Source organism: Gordonia mangrovi (assembly GCF_024734075.1).
Taxonomy (GTDB): domain Bacteria; phylum Actinomycetota; class Actinomycetes; order Mycobacteriales; family Mycobacteriaceae; genus Gordonia; species Gordonia mangrovi.
Genome location: NZ_CP102850.1, coordinates 887,209 through 904,660, shown reverse-complemented (window position 1 = coordinate 904,660; position 17,452 = coordinate 887,209). Strand labels below are relative to the sequence as shown.

The 17,452-nt window shown below is 67.6% G+C and carries 16 protein-coding genes; 11 read left to right on the top strand and 5 right to left on the bottom strand.

Features of this window, described 5'->3' with window-relative positions:
- The first annotated feature begins 14 nt into the window (after positions 1-14).
- The 3 genes from rplA to NWF22_RS04215 all read left to right on the top strand — a co-directional run bounded on the left by rplA (position 15) and on the right by NWF22_RS04215 (position 2,821).
- Positions 15-731, top strand: a complete 717-nt coding sequence (gene rplA, locus NWF22_RS04225; protein ID WP_160900483.1) for a 50S ribosomal protein L1 — start codon at positions 15-17, stop codon at positions 729-731.
- A 131-nt stretch (positions 732-862) separates the two neighbouring features.
- Positions 863-1,816 carry an L-lactate dehydrogenase gene (locus NWF22_RS04220; RefSeq protein WP_160900484.1) on the top strand — a complete coding sequence of 318 codons (954 nt, stop codon included), beginning with the start codon at positions 863-865 and terminating at the stop codon, positions 1,814-1,816.
- A gap of 177 nt (positions 1,817-1,993) precedes the next feature.
- A complete protein-coding gene (locus NWF22_RS04215) occupies positions 1,994-2,821 on the top strand; it encodes a DUF2786 domain-containing protein (protein WP_160900485.1) in 828 nt (275 codons plus the stop codon).
- A gap of 5 nt (positions 2,822-2,826) precedes the next feature.
- On the opposite strand, the gene NWF22_RS04210 is transcribed toward NWF22_RS04215, so the two are convergent.
- Entirely contained in the window at positions 2,827-3,777 is a 951-nt protein-coding gene (locus tag NWF22_RS04210) for a YhjD/YihY/BrkB family envelope integrity protein (RefSeq protein ID WP_258321318.1), read from the bottom strand.
- Between the two features lie 116 nt (positions 3,778-3,893).
- Here NWF22_RS04210 and NWF22_RS04205 point away from each other — a divergent pair, with 116 nt between their 5' ends.
- The gene (locus tag NWF22_RS04205; RefSeq protein ID WP_160900486.1) at positions 3,894-4,394 is read left to right on the top strand and encodes a TIGR04338 family metallohydrolase; all 501 of its coding nucleotides are present in this window, start codon (positions 3,894-3,896) and stop codon (positions 4,392-4,394) included.
- On the opposite strand, the gene NWF22_RS04200 is transcribed toward NWF22_RS04205, so the two are convergent.
- Positions 4,358-4,987: a TetR/AcrR family transcriptional regulator gene (locus tag NWF22_RS04200; RefSeq protein ID WP_160900487.1), complete on the bottom strand. Its 630-nt coding sequence runs from the start codon at positions 4,985-4,987 to the stop codon at positions 4,358-4,360. The genes NWF22_RS04205 and NWF22_RS04200 overlap by 37 nt on opposite strands.
- Before the next feature lie 74 nt (positions 4,988-5,061).
- Here NWF22_RS04200 and NWF22_RS04195 point away from each other — a divergent pair, with 74 nt between their 5' ends.
- Positions 5,062-5,997 carry an ABC transporter ATP-binding protein gene (locus NWF22_RS04195; RefSeq protein ID WP_160900488.1) on the top strand — a complete coding sequence of 312 codons (936 nt, stop codon included), beginning with the start codon at positions 5,062-5,064 and terminating at the stop codon, positions 5,995-5,997.
- Positions 5,994-7,625, top strand: a complete 1,632-nt coding sequence (locus tag NWF22_RS04190; protein ID WP_160900489.1) for an ABC transporter permease — start codon at positions 5,994-5,996, stop codon at positions 7,623-7,625. Before NWF22_RS04195 ends, NWF22_RS04190 begins: the two co-directional genes overlap by 4 nt.
- A gap of 40 nt (positions 7,626-7,665) precedes the next feature.
- Here the strand turns inward: NWF22_RS04190 and NWF22_RS04185 are convergent, their stop codons facing one another.
- Together NWF22_RS04185 and NWF22_RS04180 are read right to left on the bottom strand one after the other, a co-directional pair.
- Complete coding sequence (locus NWF22_RS04185; protein WP_160900490.1) at positions 7,666-9,684, bottom strand: CocE/NonD family hydrolase; 2,019 nt, start codon at positions 9,682-9,684, stop codon at positions 7,666-7,668.
- A gap of 174 nt (positions 9,685-9,858) precedes the next feature.
- Positions 9,859-11,043, bottom strand: a complete 1,185-nt coding sequence (locus tag NWF22_RS04180; RefSeq protein WP_160900491.1) for a glycoside hydrolase family 76 protein — start codon at positions 11,041-11,043, stop codon at positions 9,859-9,861.
- A 307-nt stretch (positions 11,044-11,350) separates the two neighbouring features.
- On the opposite strand from NWF22_RS04180, the gene rplJ reads away from it, so the two are divergent.
- Entirely contained in the window at positions 11,351-11,881 is a 531-nt protein-coding gene (rplJ, locus tag NWF22_RS04175) for a 50S ribosomal protein L10 (protein WP_160900492.1), read from the top strand.
- 85 nt (positions 11,882-11,966) lie between these two features.
- Positions 11,967-12,359 carry a 50S ribosomal protein L7/L12 gene (gene rplL, locus NWF22_RS04170; protein WP_160900493.1) on the top strand — a complete coding sequence of 131 codons (393 nt, stop codon included), beginning with the start codon at positions 11,967-11,969 and terminating at the stop codon, positions 12,357-12,359.
- Between the two features lie 124 nt (positions 12,360-12,483).
- Here the strand turns inward: rplL and NWF22_RS04165 are convergent, their stop codons facing one another.
- Complete coding sequence (locus tag NWF22_RS04165; protein ID WP_160900494.1) at positions 12,484-14,085, bottom strand: flavin-containing monooxygenase; 1,602 nt, start codon at positions 14,083-14,085, stop codon at positions 12,484-12,486.
- Positions 14,086-14,550: 465 nt separating this feature from the next.
- On the opposite strand from NWF22_RS04165, the gene NWF22_RS04160 reads away from it, so the two are divergent.
- From NWF22_RS04160 to NWF22_RS04150, 3 genes are read left to right on the top strand one after another with little or no spacing between them, the layout of a single operon-like run.
- A complete protein-coding gene (locus NWF22_RS04160) occupies positions 14,551-15,756 on the top strand; it encodes an ABC transporter ATP-binding protein (protein WP_160900495.1) in 1,206 nt (401 codons plus the stop codon).
- A gap of 2 nt (positions 15,757-15,758) precedes the next feature.
- Positions 15,759-16,565 carry an MlaE family ABC transporter permease gene (locus NWF22_RS04155; protein ID WP_160900496.1) on the top strand — a complete coding sequence of 269 codons (807 nt, stop codon included), beginning with the start codon at positions 15,759-15,761 and terminating at the stop codon, positions 16,563-16,565.
- A 2-nt stretch (positions 16,566-16,567) separates the two neighbouring features.
- Positions 16,568-17,449, top strand: coding sequence for an MlaE family ABC transporter permease (locus tag NWF22_RS04150; protein WP_160900497.1), 882 nt, complete (start codon positions 16,568-16,570; stop codon positions 17,447-17,449).
- The last annotated feature ends 3 nt before the right edge of the window (positions 17,450-17,452 follow it).

The window sequence follows — 17,452 nt, the reverse complement described above, 5'->3', positions numbered from 1 at the left end:
GAAAGAACAGAGCAATGGCACAGAAGAGCAAGGCCTACCGCGCCGCCGCGGAGCAGGTCGATCGCGACAAGCTGTACAGCCCGCTGGAAGCTGCGCAGCTTGCCAAGGACACGTCGTCGAAGAACACCGATGCGACCGTCGAGGTCGCCATGCGCCTGGGCGTCGACCCGCGCAAGGCAGACCAGATGGTCCGCGGCACCGTCAACCTGCCCAACGGCACCGGTAAGACCGCCCGCGTGATCGTGTTCGCCACCGGCGACAAGGCTGCCGAGGCCGAGGCCGCCGGCGCCGACGTCGTGGGCGCCGAGGATCTGATTGAGCGCATCCAGGGTGGCTGGCTCGACTTCGACGCCGCGATCGCCACCCCGGACCAGATGGCCAAGGTCGGCCGCATCGCGCGTGTCCTCGGCCCGCGTGGCCTCATGCCCAACCCGAAGACCGGCACCGTGACCCCCGACGTCACCAAGGCCGTCAACGACATCAAGGGCGGCAAGATCACCTTCCGCGTCGACAAGGCAGCCAACCTGCACTTCGTCATCGGCAAGGCATCGTTCGACACCGACAAGCTGGCCGAGAACTACGGCGCCGCGTTCGACGAGATCATGCGTGCCAAGCCGTCGGCAGCGAAGGGCCGCTACATCAAGAAGGTCACCGTCTCCACCAACACGGGTCCGGGCATCCCGGTCGACCCGGCGGTGACGCGCAACTTCACCGAGGCACCGACCGCCTGACAACATCACCGACGAGACCTCCGACCCACCGGTCGGGGGTCTCGTCGTCTCTGGGCGTCCCCCTGCGCAACGTCGGCCGGACGTGAATAATCACGAGCAGGACGAAACCCACGAGACCAGGCGGTTATCTGATGGATGCTCGACCTACGAAACTGGCCATCATCGGAGCGGGAGCGGTCGGCACCGCTGTCGCCTATTCATCCCTGATCCGCGGCGTTGCGCGGACTGTGGCCCTCATGGACATCAACACCTCGAAGGTCACCGCCGAGGTGCTCGACATGTCCCACGGACTGGAGTTCATCCCGCGCGCCGACATCATCGGCGGCGACGACGTCTCGGTGTGCGCCGATGCCGATGTGGTGGTGTTCACCGCCGGCGCCAAGCAGAAGCCCGGGCAGTCGCGGCTCGAGCTGGCCGAGGCGACCATCAGTCTGACCAAGAAGATCATGCCCGGCGTGCTCGAGGTGGCGCCGAACGCGGTCTACATCATGGTCACCAACCCCGTCGACATCGTCACCTATGCCGCCCTGAAATACAGTGGGCTGCCGAACAATCAGGTGTTCGGGTCGGGCACGGTGCTCGACTCGTCGCGGCTGCGGTTCCTCATCGCCCAGCATTGTGACGTCGCGGTGCAGAACGTGCACGCCTACATCGTCGGCGAGCACGGCGACACCGAGATCCCGCTGTGGAGTTCGGCCACCATCGGCGGTGTCCCACTGACCCATTGGAAGCCGCTGCCGGGTGGGGAGCCGATCGACGCGGCAGCCCGTGAGCGTATCCACCACGAGGTGGTGCACGCGGCCTACAAGATCATCGAGGGCAAGGGTGCCACCAACTACGCGATCGGACTCGCCGCGACCCGCATCGTGGAGGCGGTCCTCGACAACGAACACCGAGTGCTGCCGGTGTCGACGGTCGCGTCCGGGTATGAAGGTCTCGACGATGTGTGTCTGTCGCTGCCGACCGTCGTCGATCGCACCGGCGCGCAGACCCGGCTGGAGATGCCGATGTCCGACGAGGAGCATGCGGGGCTGATGGCGTCGGCCGAGACGCTGCGGGGCATGCAGGCCAAATTCGGTCTGTGAGACGTACGTCGTTCGGCGGACCCGGTGCCTGAACCGGTGTCGCGTGCCCGCCACATCGGCTGACAGTTCTTCCCCCCGGTTTCGGTTCCTCCCCCACAAACTTGTGGGGGAGGAACCGAATTCGGGGGGACGAGCAGAAAAGTGGAACCGAACGGGCCGCTGGATAGTCTCATCTATATGCGCGACGACAAGCTGCTCACCAAGATCGCGGCCCTGCTCCGGCAGGCCGAGGGCACCGACAACCCGCACGAGGCGGAGACGTTCATGCAGGCGGCTCAACGTCTGGCGACGGCCGCGTCGATCGACCTCGCGGTGGCCCGCTCACACGACCCGGCCGGACGCACGTCCACGGTTCCGGTGTCGCGGCAGATCGCGATCGGGGAGAAGGGCAAGCGCGGGCTGCGCACCTACGTGCAGTTGTTCGTGGCCATCGCGCGGGCCAACGACGTGACCGTGGACGTCGCGGGCAACTCCACGTTCGTCATGGCCTACGGTTTCGCCGACGACATCGACACCTGCGAGACCCTGTACACCTCGCTGGTGGTGCAGATGGTCGCGGCCAGCGATGCCTACCTGCGGTCGGGTGCCTACAAGGGGGAGGAGTTCTCCCGGGTGGTCACCCGCGGCACCGGGTGGCGGTCGCGGCGGGTGATCGAGACCAAACCGCTCTCGCCGATCACCGCGCGGCTGAATTTCCAGTCGGCGTTCGCCGAACGCATCGGCAAGCGGCTCAACGAGGCCCGGGAGCAGGCGCGTGCCGATGCGCTCAGCGCCGACCCCGACGAGGCGAGCCGTCCATCGTCGACGGCGGTGGCGCTGCGCGACAAGGAGATCGAAGTCTCCGACTTCTACCGCAGCGAATCGAAGGCGCGGGGGACGTGGCAGCCGTCGAGCGCCTCGGCCGGCTACTCCGAAGCCGCGCGTAAGGCGGGGGACCGGGCGGGTCGACGCGCCAAGATCGGCCCCGACCGTGAATTCGGCGGCCCACGGGGTGCGCTGGAGTGACCTGCTCAGCCGTTCGACGACGGGCTCGGTCGGGCCTCGAGCAGATCGTCGAGCGCTTCCGGCCGCGGCGGAAACGGCGCTGGAGTGCCGAAGCGCTGTCGTATCCAGGTACCGACACGTCCGGTGTCGCAGGTCAGCGAGTGGATGACGATGGTGCAGACCACCACGATGCCGGCGAAGAAGAACAGCCAGCTGATCGCGGCGAAGACCAGACCCAGGGTGCCGAAATGCTGCGTCGTCTCCTTCAGGATCCTCGGCAGTGCGATCCGCGTGCCCACCAGGAAGACGGTGATGAACACGCCGGTCACCACACCGCTGAGCGCCAGCAGACGCATCGGCACCTGACCGGACACCAACAGCCGGGGCAACAGGGTGAACATGAGCGACCAGATGACGAACGTCGCGAGCACCTCCAGGATCACGCCGAGGACGCCGTAGGCCCCGAAGGTGACACCGATGAGGTTGATGCCGTGCAGATTGGCCGCGAAACCCTGGGCAACAACGCCGACGGGGAGCAGCAGGATCACCACCACCCACCGCCACCAGCCCGACAGCGGCAACTTCGTCACCTGCCAGATCGACGTGTACATCCGGCCCATCGCCCGCGACAGCGACGTCGCGCCCCCGATCACCATCAACGCGCCCAGCAACCCGAAGGCGGTAACGGAGTCGGGAACGGTTGCCTCGTCGACGTCGACCTCACCGGTGGCGATGCCCAGGTCGCCGAGCGCGTCGGTGACGATGTCACTGTCGGGGAATGCTGCGAGAAGGATCACCATCGGCAGCACGGCGGTGAAGGCCTGCGCAGCCAGTGTCATGGCCCGGTCGGTGATGTCGCTGACCGCGAGGTCACGCAGCACCCGCAGGATGAGGCCGGCGCCGGGAACCGCGAGTGCACGTTCGGACAGGGCGGCGGCCCGCTGCCGGGCGCGGTCGCCCAGCGATGGAGAGCTCACCGGCCACACCTCCGTTCGTCGCGAGCGCACGCCGCGTCCGCCGGTCAGATGGTAGTTCGTCGTCGTCGCCTGCGACGCGCGAGCCGGCGGGGGACGCGGTGCCACGCGAGCCGGGGATGACACCACGCGACGTCGGGCGGGCGCGCTTCTACGAGGCCGAACGACTCGTGCACCACATGTTCGACCGGGCCGGCTCCAACCGCACGGTCCAGCTCGCCGGGACCGAGCTCACCCTGCCGGTGGAGGCCCGATTCGCGTCGGTGGACTCGGTGCGCGATCACGTCGCCCGGGTGCTGCAGTTGCCCGGGGTGCGCGCACGGTTCGACCGGGCGAACCGGCCGGTGATCGTCCGGGAACGACGCGGACACCGCTCCGCGCACTATCAGTACGGGTCCGGCGGTGACCCCGAGATCGCGATCCCGTCGTCGTCCGACGGCCGCTGGGCGTTGCGGGAGCTCGTCGTGTTGCACGAGATCGCCCACCACCTCGACGACCCGGGCGGCCCCGCGCACGGCCGTACCTTCGCGATCACCCTGATCGACCTCGTCGAGCTGGTCCTGGGGCCGGAGGCCGGACTCGTCTATCGGGTGGTGTTGTCCGACAGCGACGTGCTCTGAGGCGCGCGGCCGTCGAAGCCCGCGGCGAGCACGTCGACGGCCCGCTCGAGCTGCGGCCACAATGAACCCTCCCCGCCGCCGCGGAACCACTCGTCGATGCCGACGGTGAGCGCGTCGGCCACGCAGCGACCCTGGATGCGTGCGGCCAGCGGGTCGGTGCCGCCGGCCGCGATCGCCTCCCCGAGGGTCGTCCCGATCGAGGCCACCATCTCGGCGACGGCCGCGCGCAGGTCACGGTCGGAATCGATGATCCGCAGCTTGCGGATGCCGTCGTGCATCGCGCCGTCGTCGACGGCGTCGGCCGCCGCCCGCAGCGCCCGGCGGATGGCATCGAGCGCCGGCATCGATCGCACGAGGTGGGTGAAGGCGGCGATCGCCACCTCGTCCATCTCGTCGTAGAGCACCACGCCCTGCTTGCTGCCGAAGTACCGGTAGACCGACCGCTCGCCGACCTCGGCCGCCTGCGCGATCTCGGTGATCGTGACCGACGCGTAGCCGCGTTCGTCGAACAGGTCCAGCGCGACCCGCTGGATGTGCGCCATCGCGCGCACGCGGTTGCGGGAGCGCAGATCGCGCGGAGGTGATCGGTCCATCGGTGTTCCTTCTGTCTGCCACCTACCGTACAGTCACTGCCAAGTGGCGGGCACTGCCAAAACGGAGGTCGGAGATGGATCTGGTCGTCGATGTCGAGGGATTGACCAAATCGTTCGGGCGGACACGAGCGCTCGACGGATTGGACCTGGCCGTACAGGCCGGTCGGGTGCACGGATTTCTGGGGCCCAACGGGGCCGGCAAGTCGACGACGATTCGTGTCGTCCTCGGACTGATCCGCGCCCAGGCCGGGAGGGTGCGACTGTTCGGCGCCGACCCGTGGTCGGATGCGGTGAAGCTGCATCGGCGGATGGCCTACGTGCCCGGCGACGTCGCGCTGTGGCCGGATCTGACCGGCGGCGAATGCATCGACATCCTGGCCGCGGGCGGCGCGGGCCTCGACGAACGTCGTCGCGCCGACTTCGTCGACCGCTTCTCTCTCGACGAGTCCAAGAAGGTCGACGAGTACTCCAAGGGCAACCGGCAGAAGGTCGCGCTCATCGCCGCGCTCGCCTCGGATGCCGAGTTCCTCATCTTCGACGAACCGACCTCGGGCCTGGACCCGCTGATGGAGGAGGTCTTCCAGGAGGCCGTCCGCGAGCGCGTCACCGCCGGTGCCACGGTGCTGCTGTCGAGTCACATCCTCGCCGAGGTGGAGGCGCTCAGCGACGAGGTCACCATCATCCGCGACGGGAAGACGGTGCGCTCCGGTGGTCTCGACGAACTGCGCCGAGGATCACGCACGCACGTGCAGGCGCGGACCCGGCGCCGACCCGACGGCCTGCGCACCCTCGACGGCGTGGTGCATCTGCAGTTCACCGACAGCGGCAGCGGCGACCACGCCGACACCGACGTCCGATTCGACGTCGGTGCCGCATCGCTGGAGTCCGCGCTCGAACAGGTGCTGGCCGCCGGCGTCACCGCGATCACGGTGCGCCCACCGAGCCTCGACGAACTGTTCCTGAGTTCCTACAGTGCAGCCGCCGACGACACCGCGGACGTGCCGTCATGACCGCAGCACTCGACACGCGGGCGACGGCTGCCGCGCCGCATGTCCCGAGCGGCGGCGTCGGTGCGATGCTGCGGCTGCAGCTACGCACCGGCTGGAAGGTGTATCTCGCGTGGATCTTCGGTCTGGTCGTCGGGTATGCCGCCACCATCGTCGCGATCGACGGTCTCTACGGCACCCCCGAGCTGCTGGCCACCTACGGCGCCGCGCTCGGCGATGACGCCGCCGTCGCCGCCATCAACGGGACTCCCTACGGCGCCGACAATCTCGGCGGTGTCGCGGCCAACGAGTTCGCGTTCATCGCCGCGGTCGCCTTCCCGCTGATGGCGACCCATCTCGTCGTGCGGTTCACCCGGACGCCGGAGGAGTCCGGACTGCTCGAGTTGATGCGGTCGCGGTCGGTCGCCTCGTGGGCACCGCACGTGGCGGCCGTCGTCGGGTCGATCGTCGCTTTCGTACTCGTCGCGACCGGCATGTTCGTCACGTTGGTCGCCGAAGGCGTGCCCACCGAACGCGGACTGCTGTACGTGCTCTCCCTGCTCGGCCTCGGCGCCGTGTGGACCGGCATCGCGGTGTGCGCCGCGCAAGTGTTGCGCCGGGCGCGTCGGGTCTACACTGCGAGCCTGGTCCTGTTGGGTCTCGCGTACGCGGCCCGCGCGATCGGCGACGTCGGCGACAATGCGTGGAAGTGGCTGTCGCCGTTGGCCTGGCAGCAGGAGACCCGCCCCTTCGCCGACGACCTCCGCTGGTGGCCGCTGCTGCTCGCGGCTGCGGTCGCGGGCGTGTTGATCGGGACGGGGGTGCGCCTGTCGGCCACCCGCGACCTCGGTTCCGGACTGGTCGCCGCGCGGCCCGGACCGGCTCGCGCCGCCGACCACAAACGCTCCATCCCGCTGCGGGCGATCGGCGAGCACCGTGGGTCGATCATCGGCTGGACGGTCGGGGGACTGGCCGTGGCGGTGATCTTCGGCAGCCTGGCCCAGGAGGTCGCCGACGCGGTGGCGGGCAATCCGCAACTCGCGCAAGCGTTCGGTGGCGACGGCTCGCACGGGATCGACACCTACCTCTCCCTGACGATGCTGATCCTCGCGCTGATGGCTGCCGGTTACCTGATCTCGGCGATCGGCCGGATGCGCGGCGATGAGCGGACGGGGCTGTTGGAAGTCGTGCTGGCTCAGTCGGTGTCGCGGGTGCAATGGATCGGCACCCAGCTCGCGGTGATCCTGATCGGGCTGGTCCTGGTGCTGCTGGTGCCCAGTGTGGGGCTCGGCGCGGCGGTTGCGGTACAGGTCGACGACGCCGGCGAGATCGGCCACAACCTGCTGGCCGGCCTCGCCTACCTGCCCGCGGTGGCGGTGTTCGCGGCGGTGTCGGTGGTGTTGTTCGGGTGGCTGCCCCGCGCGCAGCCGGCGGTGTGGGGACTACTCGGGTACGCCACCTTCATCGGATTCCTCGGCGGCAGCCTCGACTGGCCCGAACCGATTCTGCGTGTCTCGCCGCTGTACGCCGTCGGCGCGGTGCCGGCCGCCGATGCGTCCGGTGTCGCCGTGCTGGTCCTCACGCTGCTCACCGTGGCGCTGCTGGTCACCGGAATCGTGGGCTTCCGGCGGCGCGACGTGCCACATCCGTGACACGCCGCCCCGCCGGGACGGCTACCCCGCCCCCGCCGGTCTAGAACTGCCCGCCCGCGCAGAACGTCAGGTAGCTCGGATGGCGCGGGTCGAGGACGAGGCGCTGCCGCCGGCCACGGGCCTTGATCAGGTCGGGCACCACGGTGAGATACCGCGGGAAACTGGCGGCGTACACGTCGACCCGCAGGCGATGGCCGGTGTCGAGGATGGCGTCGGTCGGCACCAGATCGACGTCGATGCGGACAGGTTCGTCGGCGGGCACCGGCAGCTTGCGTTTGTGCGACAGATAGTGATGCGCCGACAGCAGGCTGCCGTCGGCGGCGTAGGTCGACTTGGATTTGTCGAGGGCGCGGTTGGACGCCGACAGCGCGCCGTTGGTCAGGACCGTCGAGGTGCCGTCGGGGGCGACATCGTTGACGGTGACCGCCCAGATCGCCTCGTGCGCGGTGGTGGCGACATTGAGTCGCAAATTCATGGGACCGCTGATCGTGGTCGGTTCGTCGACCGGCTCGGTGCTGAACGAGAGACCGCCGCGCTCCTGGTAGCGGGCATCCACCGTGAAGGTGGGTCCCAACGCCATGGCCGCACCCGCGGTCACCTGGGTCATGTCGCGCGACATCGCGCCGCGGATGTCGGCGCGCACATGTATCGACGTCAGGTGATCGACCGGTTCGCGGCTCAGTGTGCCGTCGTGTACCGCATGCTCGGCCGAGCCCGACGAACTGTTGTGCAGGTAGAGACGCTGGGTGCGCACCCCCGGCCGCGGAAAACTCTGCCCGGAGGTCCAGGAGCCGCCCTGCTGCAGCATGGTCACCGGGCCGTAGTACTCGACCCCGTTGCGGTGTCCCTTGAGCCAGCGGTCGAACCATGCGCGTTCGAGCACATCGAGACGCGGCGGGGAGCTCTTGCCGCCGTACCCCGACCCGACGTCGAGGTGGTAGCCGTCGCCCACCAGCATCTGCTTACGCCCCGGCTCCATCCGCAACCGCTCGTAGATGCCGGTCGCGCTGCGCCCGAACAGGTCGTGCCAGGCGCCGACGGTGAAGGTGGGCACCTCGATGCGATCGACCTGCGGGTCGCGTTCGTCGAAGTAGGGGTCGTCGAAGATGCGGTCGTCGCGGGCGGTGAGGAACCCCCACAGCAGGGACCCGATCTCGGTGGCCGGCGACTTGATGCGGTCACGCGCCCAGCGCAGGGTGTCGCCGCGCAGGATGTCGAGGACCGGGGTCGACGGATTGGGCACCCATTTGAGCAGGTTGACCGCCGAGAGCCAGGTCGGGATGAACGCGGACGGCATGCCGCCGGTGATGTAGATGTCGCGGACGATGTCGTCACAGCCCTCGACGGCGAACACGGCCTTCAGTGCGGCCGGACGTTTGTCGGCCGCCTGCAGCGAGTTGATCGCCGAGTACGACCAGCCGGCGAGCCCGACGGTGCCGTCACACCAGTCCTGCTCGGCGACCCAGTCGATGATCTCCACCGAGTCCTGCTGCTCACGCTCGCCGAGAATCTGCCATTTGCCCTGGCTGGCGCCGGTGCCCCGGACGTCGACGATGACCTGTGTATAGCCGCTGCGCACCAGGTTGCGGTTGATGCCGAAGACGTCGAAAACCCCGCCGGAGAGCGTCTTGGTGAGTTGGGTGAGCCCTTCGAGCCCGGTGCCGGCGGCGTCGATCGACGCCGACGCGGTACGCAGCGCCTTGCCGAGCACCGGCGCGTGCAGCGTGTGGTCGAGGGCGTCGACGGCCACCCGGTTGTACGGATTGATGTTGATGACGGCCGGGTAAGGCGTCAGCACGGTCTGCCCGAAGCGGTTGGCCGGACGTACGACGGTCGCGCGCAGCCGGACCCCGTCGGTCATGGTGAGCACGACGTCGCGCCGGATCGACACCCGCGGATACAGCGGCTTGCCGTCGACCTGCTCGCGCCAGCGGATCGCGTCGGCGCCGCCGGTGGGATCACCGAGCGGTAGCGAGCCGAAATGCGGTGCGCCGAGCCTGCGCCGTGCGGGCGCGGGCGCCGCGGTGGCGCGTCCTGGCTGGTCCAACCGGTACGTCATGGTGCATCACCCTGCCTCAAGGCGCGATGCACCACCGATGTCCTGCGGGCATCATCGCCTGCTCGTCGTCGGCACCTGTCGTGTGCCGAATTGCGAGGTGAGACCCACACCGCAGGTGTGGCGTTCGTCACCTCGCCGGACGAGGATAGCTCAGCCCCGATATCGGATCGCTAACTAGGGTGCGTCGGTTTCATCATGCTCTGGTGACCTCGATTCGACGGCCGCCGCCGCCTCCAGCACCATCCAGCCCGACAACTGGACCGACAGGTCCTGCTCCGGGATCTGCGACGAGCGCACCGATCCGCCGCTGAACTGGGACTTCCGTCCGTCGTCGCCCGGCGACCGCGCAGGGTGACGCCAGTCGGCGCCGAACACGGGTCCGTGCTCGGTGTCGCGACGATGCGTCCACGCGGCGTCGGCGCTGGTGGTCACGATCGCCGCGGCACGCGCGCGGATCCCGTCGCTGCCGGACGGGAGGTCGGTCGCGATCAACGCGACATAACGCGCGAGGATGCCGGCGAACAGTCCGCCGTCGCCGCCGCCCGCACCGGGGATGACCCCGTCCTCGCACAGGTCCTTCTCGACGGCCTGCAGCAGTCGGTCGAGCCGCTCGAGGTGTATCGCGTCGCCGGTCAGTCGCAGCAGTTCGAGTTCGGTGCCCAGCACGACGCCCTGACAGTAGGTGTAGATATCGTGCACCACCTGTCGGGGGCTGTCGGCCAAGCCCGGTTTGACGCCGTCGACGATCAGCCCGGTGGTGTCGTCGACGAGGTTGGCGTCCATCCAGTCGGCCATCGCGACCGCACGCTCGACGTGGCCGGTGCGGGCCAGCAGGATCGCGGCCGGCCCGTTGGACGGGGCATTGAAGAACAGATCCATCGTGCGCCACGGGATACCGCCGCCGAGATGCGGCACCCACGCGTCGTACAGCCGCGACGTCAGCGTCTGCAGGGCCTTGTCCCGCGCCACCCCCAGATGACGATCCGCCCGCTCGAGCGCCAGCCCGAGCCAGGCCATGTCGTCGAAGTAGTTGTTGGTCCACCGGCCCAGATTGCGCAGCGCGATGCCGCGCAGCAGACGGTGCGTATCGTCGGCGAGAGCGGGTGAGCGATGTTTCGCGGCGTCCACGAGCAGGTCGACGACATGTGCCTGCCACCAGTAGTGCCAGCGGCCGAGCGCGCCCGGGATCATCGACGACGGCCAGGCGATCGCGGCCAGCCGGGTGCCGGGCAGGCACGCGAATCGTCGCAGGTGGCGGCTCACAATGGCCTCGGCTGCGGCCGCCGCGCGGGCGTCGGCGGAGGCCTCGGCCGGGTCGTCCCACCCGGCGGCGGCCTCGGATTTGGATGCGTCGACCATCCTCAGGTAACCTCTTCGCTTGGTGTGGCACACATCCGTGTGCCGTATCGGTTCAACCAGAGACCGTCGGTCATCGGGCTCCCAGCTGGGATTCCCGATCGAAGGTCCGGCTCACGTCACCGCGGTGACGACAGGGTCGGCGGCCCACGCAGGGAGAACGAGGAATGACGGCGCCGCTGCGCGCCGATTCACGCCCCGGACCTCTGCGTGCCGGGGCGTTTGTCGTATCTGCACGGCTTTCTTTCCGCCTCTTCGGCTCTCCGGTTGGGTCTGAACCCAACTCTAGTGATGAGAGAGGAGGCGAAGTATGGCCAAGTCCGAAAAGGTCGCCGCTGTTGCGGAGATCGCCGAGCAGTTCAAGGGCTCATCGGCAGCGGTGGTCACGGAATACCGTGGCCTGTCCGTCAGCCAGATCACCGAACTGCGACGTTCGCTCGGTGAGGGCGCAACCTACTCCGTCGCCAAGAACACCCTGGTGAAGCGTGCCGCTGCCGAAGCGGGCGTGGAGGGACTCGACGAGCTGTTCAGCGGTCCGACCGCCATCGCCTTCATCGAAGGCGAGCCGGTGGTGGCCGCAAAGGCGATCAAGAACTTCGCCAAGGACAACAAGGCACTCGTGGTCAAGGGCGGCTACATGGACGGCCGTGCGCTGTCCATCGGCGAGATCGAGCAGATCGCCGACCTCGAGACCCGCGAAGTGTTGTTGGCCAAGCTCGCCGGTGCCATGAAGGGCAACTTGGCAAAGGCCGCCGGACTGTTCAACCAGCCGGCCTCGCAGGTGGCGCGTCTTGCCGCTGCTCTGCAGGAGAAGAAGAACGAAGCCGGCGAGTCCGAGTAATTCGGCCGCGCTGCACCCAAGCAATCCCCGAACCGTACGGGGATGAACCAACCCCCGTACGGGGACTGACAGGAAGGACGCCACCATGGCGAAGCTCACCGCTGACGAGCTCATCGATCAGTTCAAGGAACTGACCCTGCTGGAGCTCAGCGATTTCGTGAAGAAGTTCGAAGAGGTCTTCGAGGTCACCGCTGCGGCTCCGGTCGCCGTTGCCGCTGCCGGTGCCCCGGCTGCCGGTGGCGAGGCTGCCGCCGCTGCCGAGCAGGACGAGTTCGACGTCGTGCTCGAGGGCGCGGGCGACAAGAAGATCCAGGTCATCAAGGTGGTCCGCGAGATCGTCTCCGGCCTGGGCCTGAAGGAAGCCAAGGACCTCGTCGAGGGTGCTCCGAAGGCTCTCCTGGAGAAGGTCGACAAGGACGCCGCCGAGGCTGCCAAGGCCAAGCTCGAAGAGGCCGGCGCTTCGGTTTCGGTCAAGTAAGACCTCTCTCAGCGATTTCGTAGTACCAACCGGCGTATATATATCGCCGGTTCCTACTGCGGATCGAGAGAACTGCGATGGCCCGTGGGTGAACACACCCACGGGCCATCGTCATATCCAGGGGTCAGCCGGCGATGGTGAAGCCCTCATAGCCCTTGGCCGTCACGTCGTCGCAGATCTCCCGGTAGACGTTGAGGCCGCCGACGTAGGACATGATCACGCGCGGCTTACCGGGGATGTTGGCGCCGGTGTACCAGGAATTGCCCTCGGGGTAGAGCGTGGTGTCTGCGAGTTCGACCGCCTCCGCCGTCCACTGCTTGGCGGCGGTCTCGTCGGCTTCGAAGGTGCGGGCCTCCACCGACTCCAGATGCGCGACGGCGTCGGCGGTCCACTCCACATGCTGTTCGATCGCGCAGACCACGTTGGTGAGCACATTCGGGCTGCCCGGTCCGGTGAGGGTGAACATGTTGGGGAATCCGTCCACCGCGAGACCCAGGTAGGTCATCGGGCCGTCGGCCCACTTGTCGCGCAGCTGCACACCGTCTCGACCCCGGATGTCGATGTTCATCAGCGGACCGGTGATCGCGTCGAAACCGGTGGCGAAGACGATGGCGTCGAGTGGGTATTCCGCGTCGGCGGTGCGGATACCGGCGGCTGTGATGGCCTCGATCGGCGCGTCCTTGACGCTCACCAGTGACACGTTGTCGCGGTTGTAGGTCTGGAAGTAGCCGGTGTCCAAGGTGATCCGCTTGGCGCCGAGCGGATAGTCGCGGGGGGAGAGCGCCTCGGCGAGTTCCGGGTCCTCGACGACCGCGCGGATCTTGCTGCGGAAGAACTCCGCGATGGTCTCGTTGGCGGCGCGATCGGTGAACAGGTCGGGATAGCAGGCGATCAGATCGATGGCCCGGTGGCGATTCCAGCGGTCCTCGTAGACCGCGGTGCGCTCCTCTTCGGTGTGGTCGAGGGCGTTGACCTCCAGGGTGTCGGTGAACTGCCCGCTGCCGGACTGGCGGGAGAGCACCTTGAATTCCTCGATGTTCTCCTTGAAGTCGCGCTTCTCCTTCTCGGTCAGCGGCCGATTGCCGCAGTCGAGGCTGAATGCCGGCGTGCGCTGGAACACCGTGAGGTGCTCGGCGTGTTCGGCGATTTTCGGGATGACCTGCACGCCCGACGACCCGGTGCCGATGACGCCCACTCGCATCCCGGAGAAGTCGATGCCCTCGCGCGGCCATGCGCTGGTGTGCAGGGTCTGGCCGCCGAACTGCTCGATCCCGGGGAAGGCGGGGGTCGACGACGTCGACAGGCAGCCGGCGGCGGTGATCAGGTATTTGGCGGTCACCGTCTGGCCGGTGTCGGTGGAGACCGACCACAGCGCCGAGTTCTCGTCCCAGTGGGCCGACTCGACGCGGGTGGAGAACGAATAGTGCCGCTTGATGTCGAGGCGGGCGGCGACGAACTCGAGGTAGCGGAGGATCTCCGGCTGGGCCGGATAGCGCTCGGTCCACTCCCATTCGTCGATGAGTTCGGGGGAGAAGGTGAAGGCGTACTCCATGCTGATGCAGTCGCACCGGGCGCCCGGATAGGTGTTCCAGAACCACGTGCCGCCCACGGTCTCCGCGGCCTCGAAGGCTTTCACGGTCAAGCCCTGCTCGACGAGCTTGTGGGTCATGTAGACGCCGGCGAAGCCGGCACCGATCACAACGGAGTCGTAGTGGCTTTCGGTCATGGGTGTTTCCTCTCGATCGACGTCAGCGCGGACTTTGTGGGGTGGGGCACGAGCGGGGGAGCAAGTGACTCAAATCACCATAACCATGATAATGATCATACGCAACACCGTCGTCCGCCGGGCCGGTCCGGCGGGCCCATGCTGGTCCGACGAGCGCCGGCCTCGGCGAGGTGGATGGACCGTGCGTGGTGGGGCCGCGGCGCACCCCGCGGTCCCTCGGAGTGATCGGTGGCGCACTTTGCCAATCGGGTGGTTTCGACTACGCTCAGCGAGCGAGCCAACTTACCGGCGGGTAAGGGAGTTTGATCGTCCTCGGGGGATTTCGGTCGGGCGTCCCAGTTGGTGTCGCAGGTGGGTGTGAGCTGCAGAGTCGTCCGCTACAGTGACCCCAACCACAAATGTCGCCGGTACGTGTGTGGTCACACCGATCGCAGCGAGGGGGCAGCGAATGTCTGGGAGGATGCCGTGGGTGTAGAGGTCAGTGTCGAGGGGCTCACCAAGTCGTTCGGGTCGCAGAATATTTGGCGTGACGTGACGATGACGTTGCCTGCCGGTGAGGTCTCTGCGCTGCTCGGACCGTCGGGTACCGGTAAGTCGGTGTTCCTGAAGACCCTGATCGGTCTGCTGCATCCGGAACAGGGCTCGGTGATCATCGACGGCACCGACATCACCCAGTGTTCGGCCAAGGAACTCTACGAGATCCGCAAACTCTTCGGCGTGCTGTTCCAGGACGGTGCGTTGTTCGGCTCGATGAGCCTGTACGACAACATCGCCTTCCCTCTTCGTGAGCACACGAAGAAGAAGGAAGACGAAGTCCGCGACATCGTGATGGAGAAGATCGACCTGGTCGGTCTGGCCGGTGCCGAGGACAAACTGCCCGGTGAGATCTCCGGCGGTATGCGCAAGCGCGCCGGCCTGGCGCGCGCGCTGGTGCTGGACCCGCAGATCATCCTGTGCGACGAGCCCGACTCGGGCCTCGACCCGGTCCGTACTGCCTACATCAGCCAGTTGCTGATCGACATCAACGCACAGATCGACGCCACGATCCTGATCGTGACGCACAACATCAACATCGCCCGCACCATCCCGGACAACATCGGCATGTTGTTCCGTAAGGAACTGGTCATGTTCGGTCCGCGTGAGCAGCTGCTGACCTCCGAACAGCCGGTGGTCAAGCAGTTCCTCTCCGGCGACCGCTTCGGTCCCATCGGCATGTCCGAGGAGAAGGACGAGGCCGTACAGAAGCAGGAAGAGGCCATGCAGGCCGCCGGCATCGGCGGTGGCGGCACCAAGGACGACTTCTCCGAGATCATCCCGCAGGTGCAGCCCAACCCGGGGATGCCCGAGCGCAAGGCCATCAAACGGCATCGGGAGCGCGTGCACAACATGCTGCCCGACCTGCCGCCGAATGCGCAGGACGCGATCCGTCGCAGCATGGCCGAAGAGGACCGCATGCGCGACGAGATGGCCGCCCACGTCGACGAGCAGCAGACCGTCGCTGTCGGAGCGGGCCAGGGGTCGGGGGAATGGACCTCTGCCGGGGGCGATGATTACCCGGGTAGCGATGCGCCGACGCAGAGTTGGGCCACCCCGCCCGCGGCGGACTCCACCACTACCCAGCCCATCGACACCGGCCGCCACCAGCAGCCCACCGACGGTCGGAGTCACTAAGGATGAGCAGTGCCACCACGCGTGGCGTTGATCGGATAGCTCAGGCCGGAACGGGCGCTCTCGCCCAGACCGGCAACATCGTGCAGCTCTTCGTCGATGTCGCGCGTCAGTCGTTCGTGCGCCCGTTTCAGTGGCGGGAGTTCATCCAGCAGGCCTGGTTCATCGCGAGTGTCACGATTCTGCCGACCGCGCTGATCGCGATCCCGTTCGGCGCCATCGTCTCCCTGCAGACCGGCTCGCTGATCAAGCAGCTCGGTGCCGAGTCCTACACCGGTGCCGCCAGCGTGCTGGTGGTGATCCAGCAGGGATCGCCGCTGGTGACGTCGTTGCTGATCGCCGGCGCCGCCGGCTCTGCGGTGGCCGCCGACCTGGGTTCGCGCACGATCCGCGAGGAGATCGACGCGATGGAAGTGCTCGGCATCAACCCCATCCAGCGCCTCGTGGTGCCGCGGGTGCTCGCGATGGTGCTGGTGGCGATGCTGCTCAACGGGTTGGTCGCCGTGGTCGGCATCGGTGGCGGCTACTTCTTCAATGTCGTCGTCCAGGGCGGCACCCCTGGTGCGTACCTGGCGTCGTTCGGCGCGCTGGCGCAGCTGCCCGACCTCTACATCTCCACCTTCAAGGCCGCGATCTTCGGTGTGCTCGCCGGTGTCGTGGCCGCCTACAAGGGCCTCAACCCCAAGGGCGGCCCCAAGGGCGTCGGCGACGCGGTGAACCAGAGCGTGGTCATCACGTTCTTGCTGCTCTTCCTGGCCAACCTGATCATCACTGCGGTCTATCTGCAGATCGTTCCGCCGAAGGGAGGCTAGGGGTGGCTGCAGATGGTGGCGGCGTGACGATCGCGAAGTCTCGTCCCGAGTACTACCGGTACGAGGCCCGCAAGCAGCTGGGCAAACCGCTGAAGGTCCTCGACGGTGCGGGCGAGCAGATGTCGTTCTACGGCCGCACGCTGGCCTGGATTCCGCGGACGCTGGTGCACTACACCCGCGAGGTGCTGCGGTTGCTCGCCGAGGTGGCGTTCGGCTCCGGCGGTCTCGCCGTCATCGGCGGCACCGTCGGTGTGATGGTGCTGATGTCGGGCTTCACCGGTGTGGTCGTGGGTCTGCAGGGTTATGCCGCACTCGACCAGTTGGGTTCGCAGGCGCTGACCGGCTTCCTGTCGGCGTATGTGAACACCCGTGAGGTGGCGCCGTTGGTGGCGGGGCTCGCGCTCTCGGCGACGGTCGGCTGCGGTTTCACCGCCCAGCTCGGTGCCATGCGCATCTCCGAGGAGATCGACGCGCTGGAATCCATGGCGGTGCCGTCGATCCCGTTCCTGGTCTCCACCCGTGTCATCGCCGGTTTCGTCGCGGTCATCCCGCTGTACGTACTCGGTCTGTTGTCGGCCTATCTGGCGTCGCGAACCATCACCACGGTGTTCCAGGGCCAGTCCGGCGGCTCCTACGACCACTACTTCAACCTGTTCCTGCCACCGGCCGACGTGTTGTGGTCCTTCGGCAAGGTGCTGGTGTTCGCCTTCGTGATCATCCTGGTGCACTGCTACTACGGCTACTACGCGACCGGCGGACCGGCCGGCGTCGGTGTGGCCGTCGGTCACGCGGTGCGAGCCGCACTGGTGCTCATCGCGATCCTCGACTTCTTCCTCGGTCTGGCCATCTGGGGCACCACCACGACGGTGCGAGTGGGAGGCTGATCG

Bases quoted from the DNA above. Each gene is read 5' to 3' on its own strand.
- rplA (WP_160900483.1), top strand. From the start codon at position 15: ATGGCACAGAAGAGCAAGGCCTACCGCGCCGCCGCGGAGCAGGTCGAT.
- NWF22_RS04220 (WP_160900484.1), top strand. From the start codon at position 863: ATGGATGCTCGACCTACGAAACTGGCCATCATCGGAGCGGGAGCGGTC.
- NWF22_RS04215 (WP_160900485.1), top strand. From the start codon at position 1,994: ATGCGCGACGACAAGCTGCTCACCAAGATCGCGGCCCTGCTCCGGCAG.
- NWF22_RS04205 (WP_160900486.1), top strand. From the start codon at position 3,894: ATGACACCACGCGACGTCGGGCGGGCGCGCTTCTACGAGGCCGAACGA.
- NWF22_RS04200 (WP_160900487.1), bottom strand. From the start codon at position 4,987: ATGGACCGATCACCTCCGCGCGATCTGCGCTCCCGCAACCGCGTGCGC.
- NWF22_RS04195 (WP_160900488.1), top strand. From the start codon at position 5,062: ATGGATCTGGTCGTCGATGTCGAGGGATTGACCAAATCGTTCGGGCGG.
- NWF22_RS04190 (WP_160900489.1), top strand. From the start codon at position 5,994: ATGACCGCAGCACTCGACACGCGGGCGACGGCTGCCGCGCCGCATGTC.
- NWF22_RS04185 (WP_160900490.1), bottom strand. From the start codon at position 9,684: ATGACGTACCGGTTGGACCAGCCAGGACGCGCCACCGCGGCGCCCGCG.
- NWF22_RS04180 (WP_160900491.1), bottom strand. From the start codon at position 11,043: ATGGTCGACGCATCCAAATCCGAGGCCGCCGCCGGGTGGGACGACCCG.
- rplJ (WP_160900492.1), top strand. From the start codon at position 11,351: ATGGCCAAGTCCGAAAAGGTCGCCGCTGTTGCGGAGATCGCCGAGCAG.
- rplL (WP_160900493.1), top strand. From the start codon at position 11,967: ATGGCGAAGCTCACCGCTGACGAGCTCATCGATCAGTTCAAGGAACTG.
- NWF22_RS04165 (WP_160900494.1), bottom strand. From the start codon at position 14,085: ATGACCGAAAGCCACTACGACTCCGTTGTGATCGGTGCCGGCTTCGCC.
- NWF22_RS04155 (WP_160900496.1), top strand. From the start codon at position 15,759: ATGAGCAGTGCCACCACGCGTGGCGTTGATCGGATAGCTCAGGCCGGA.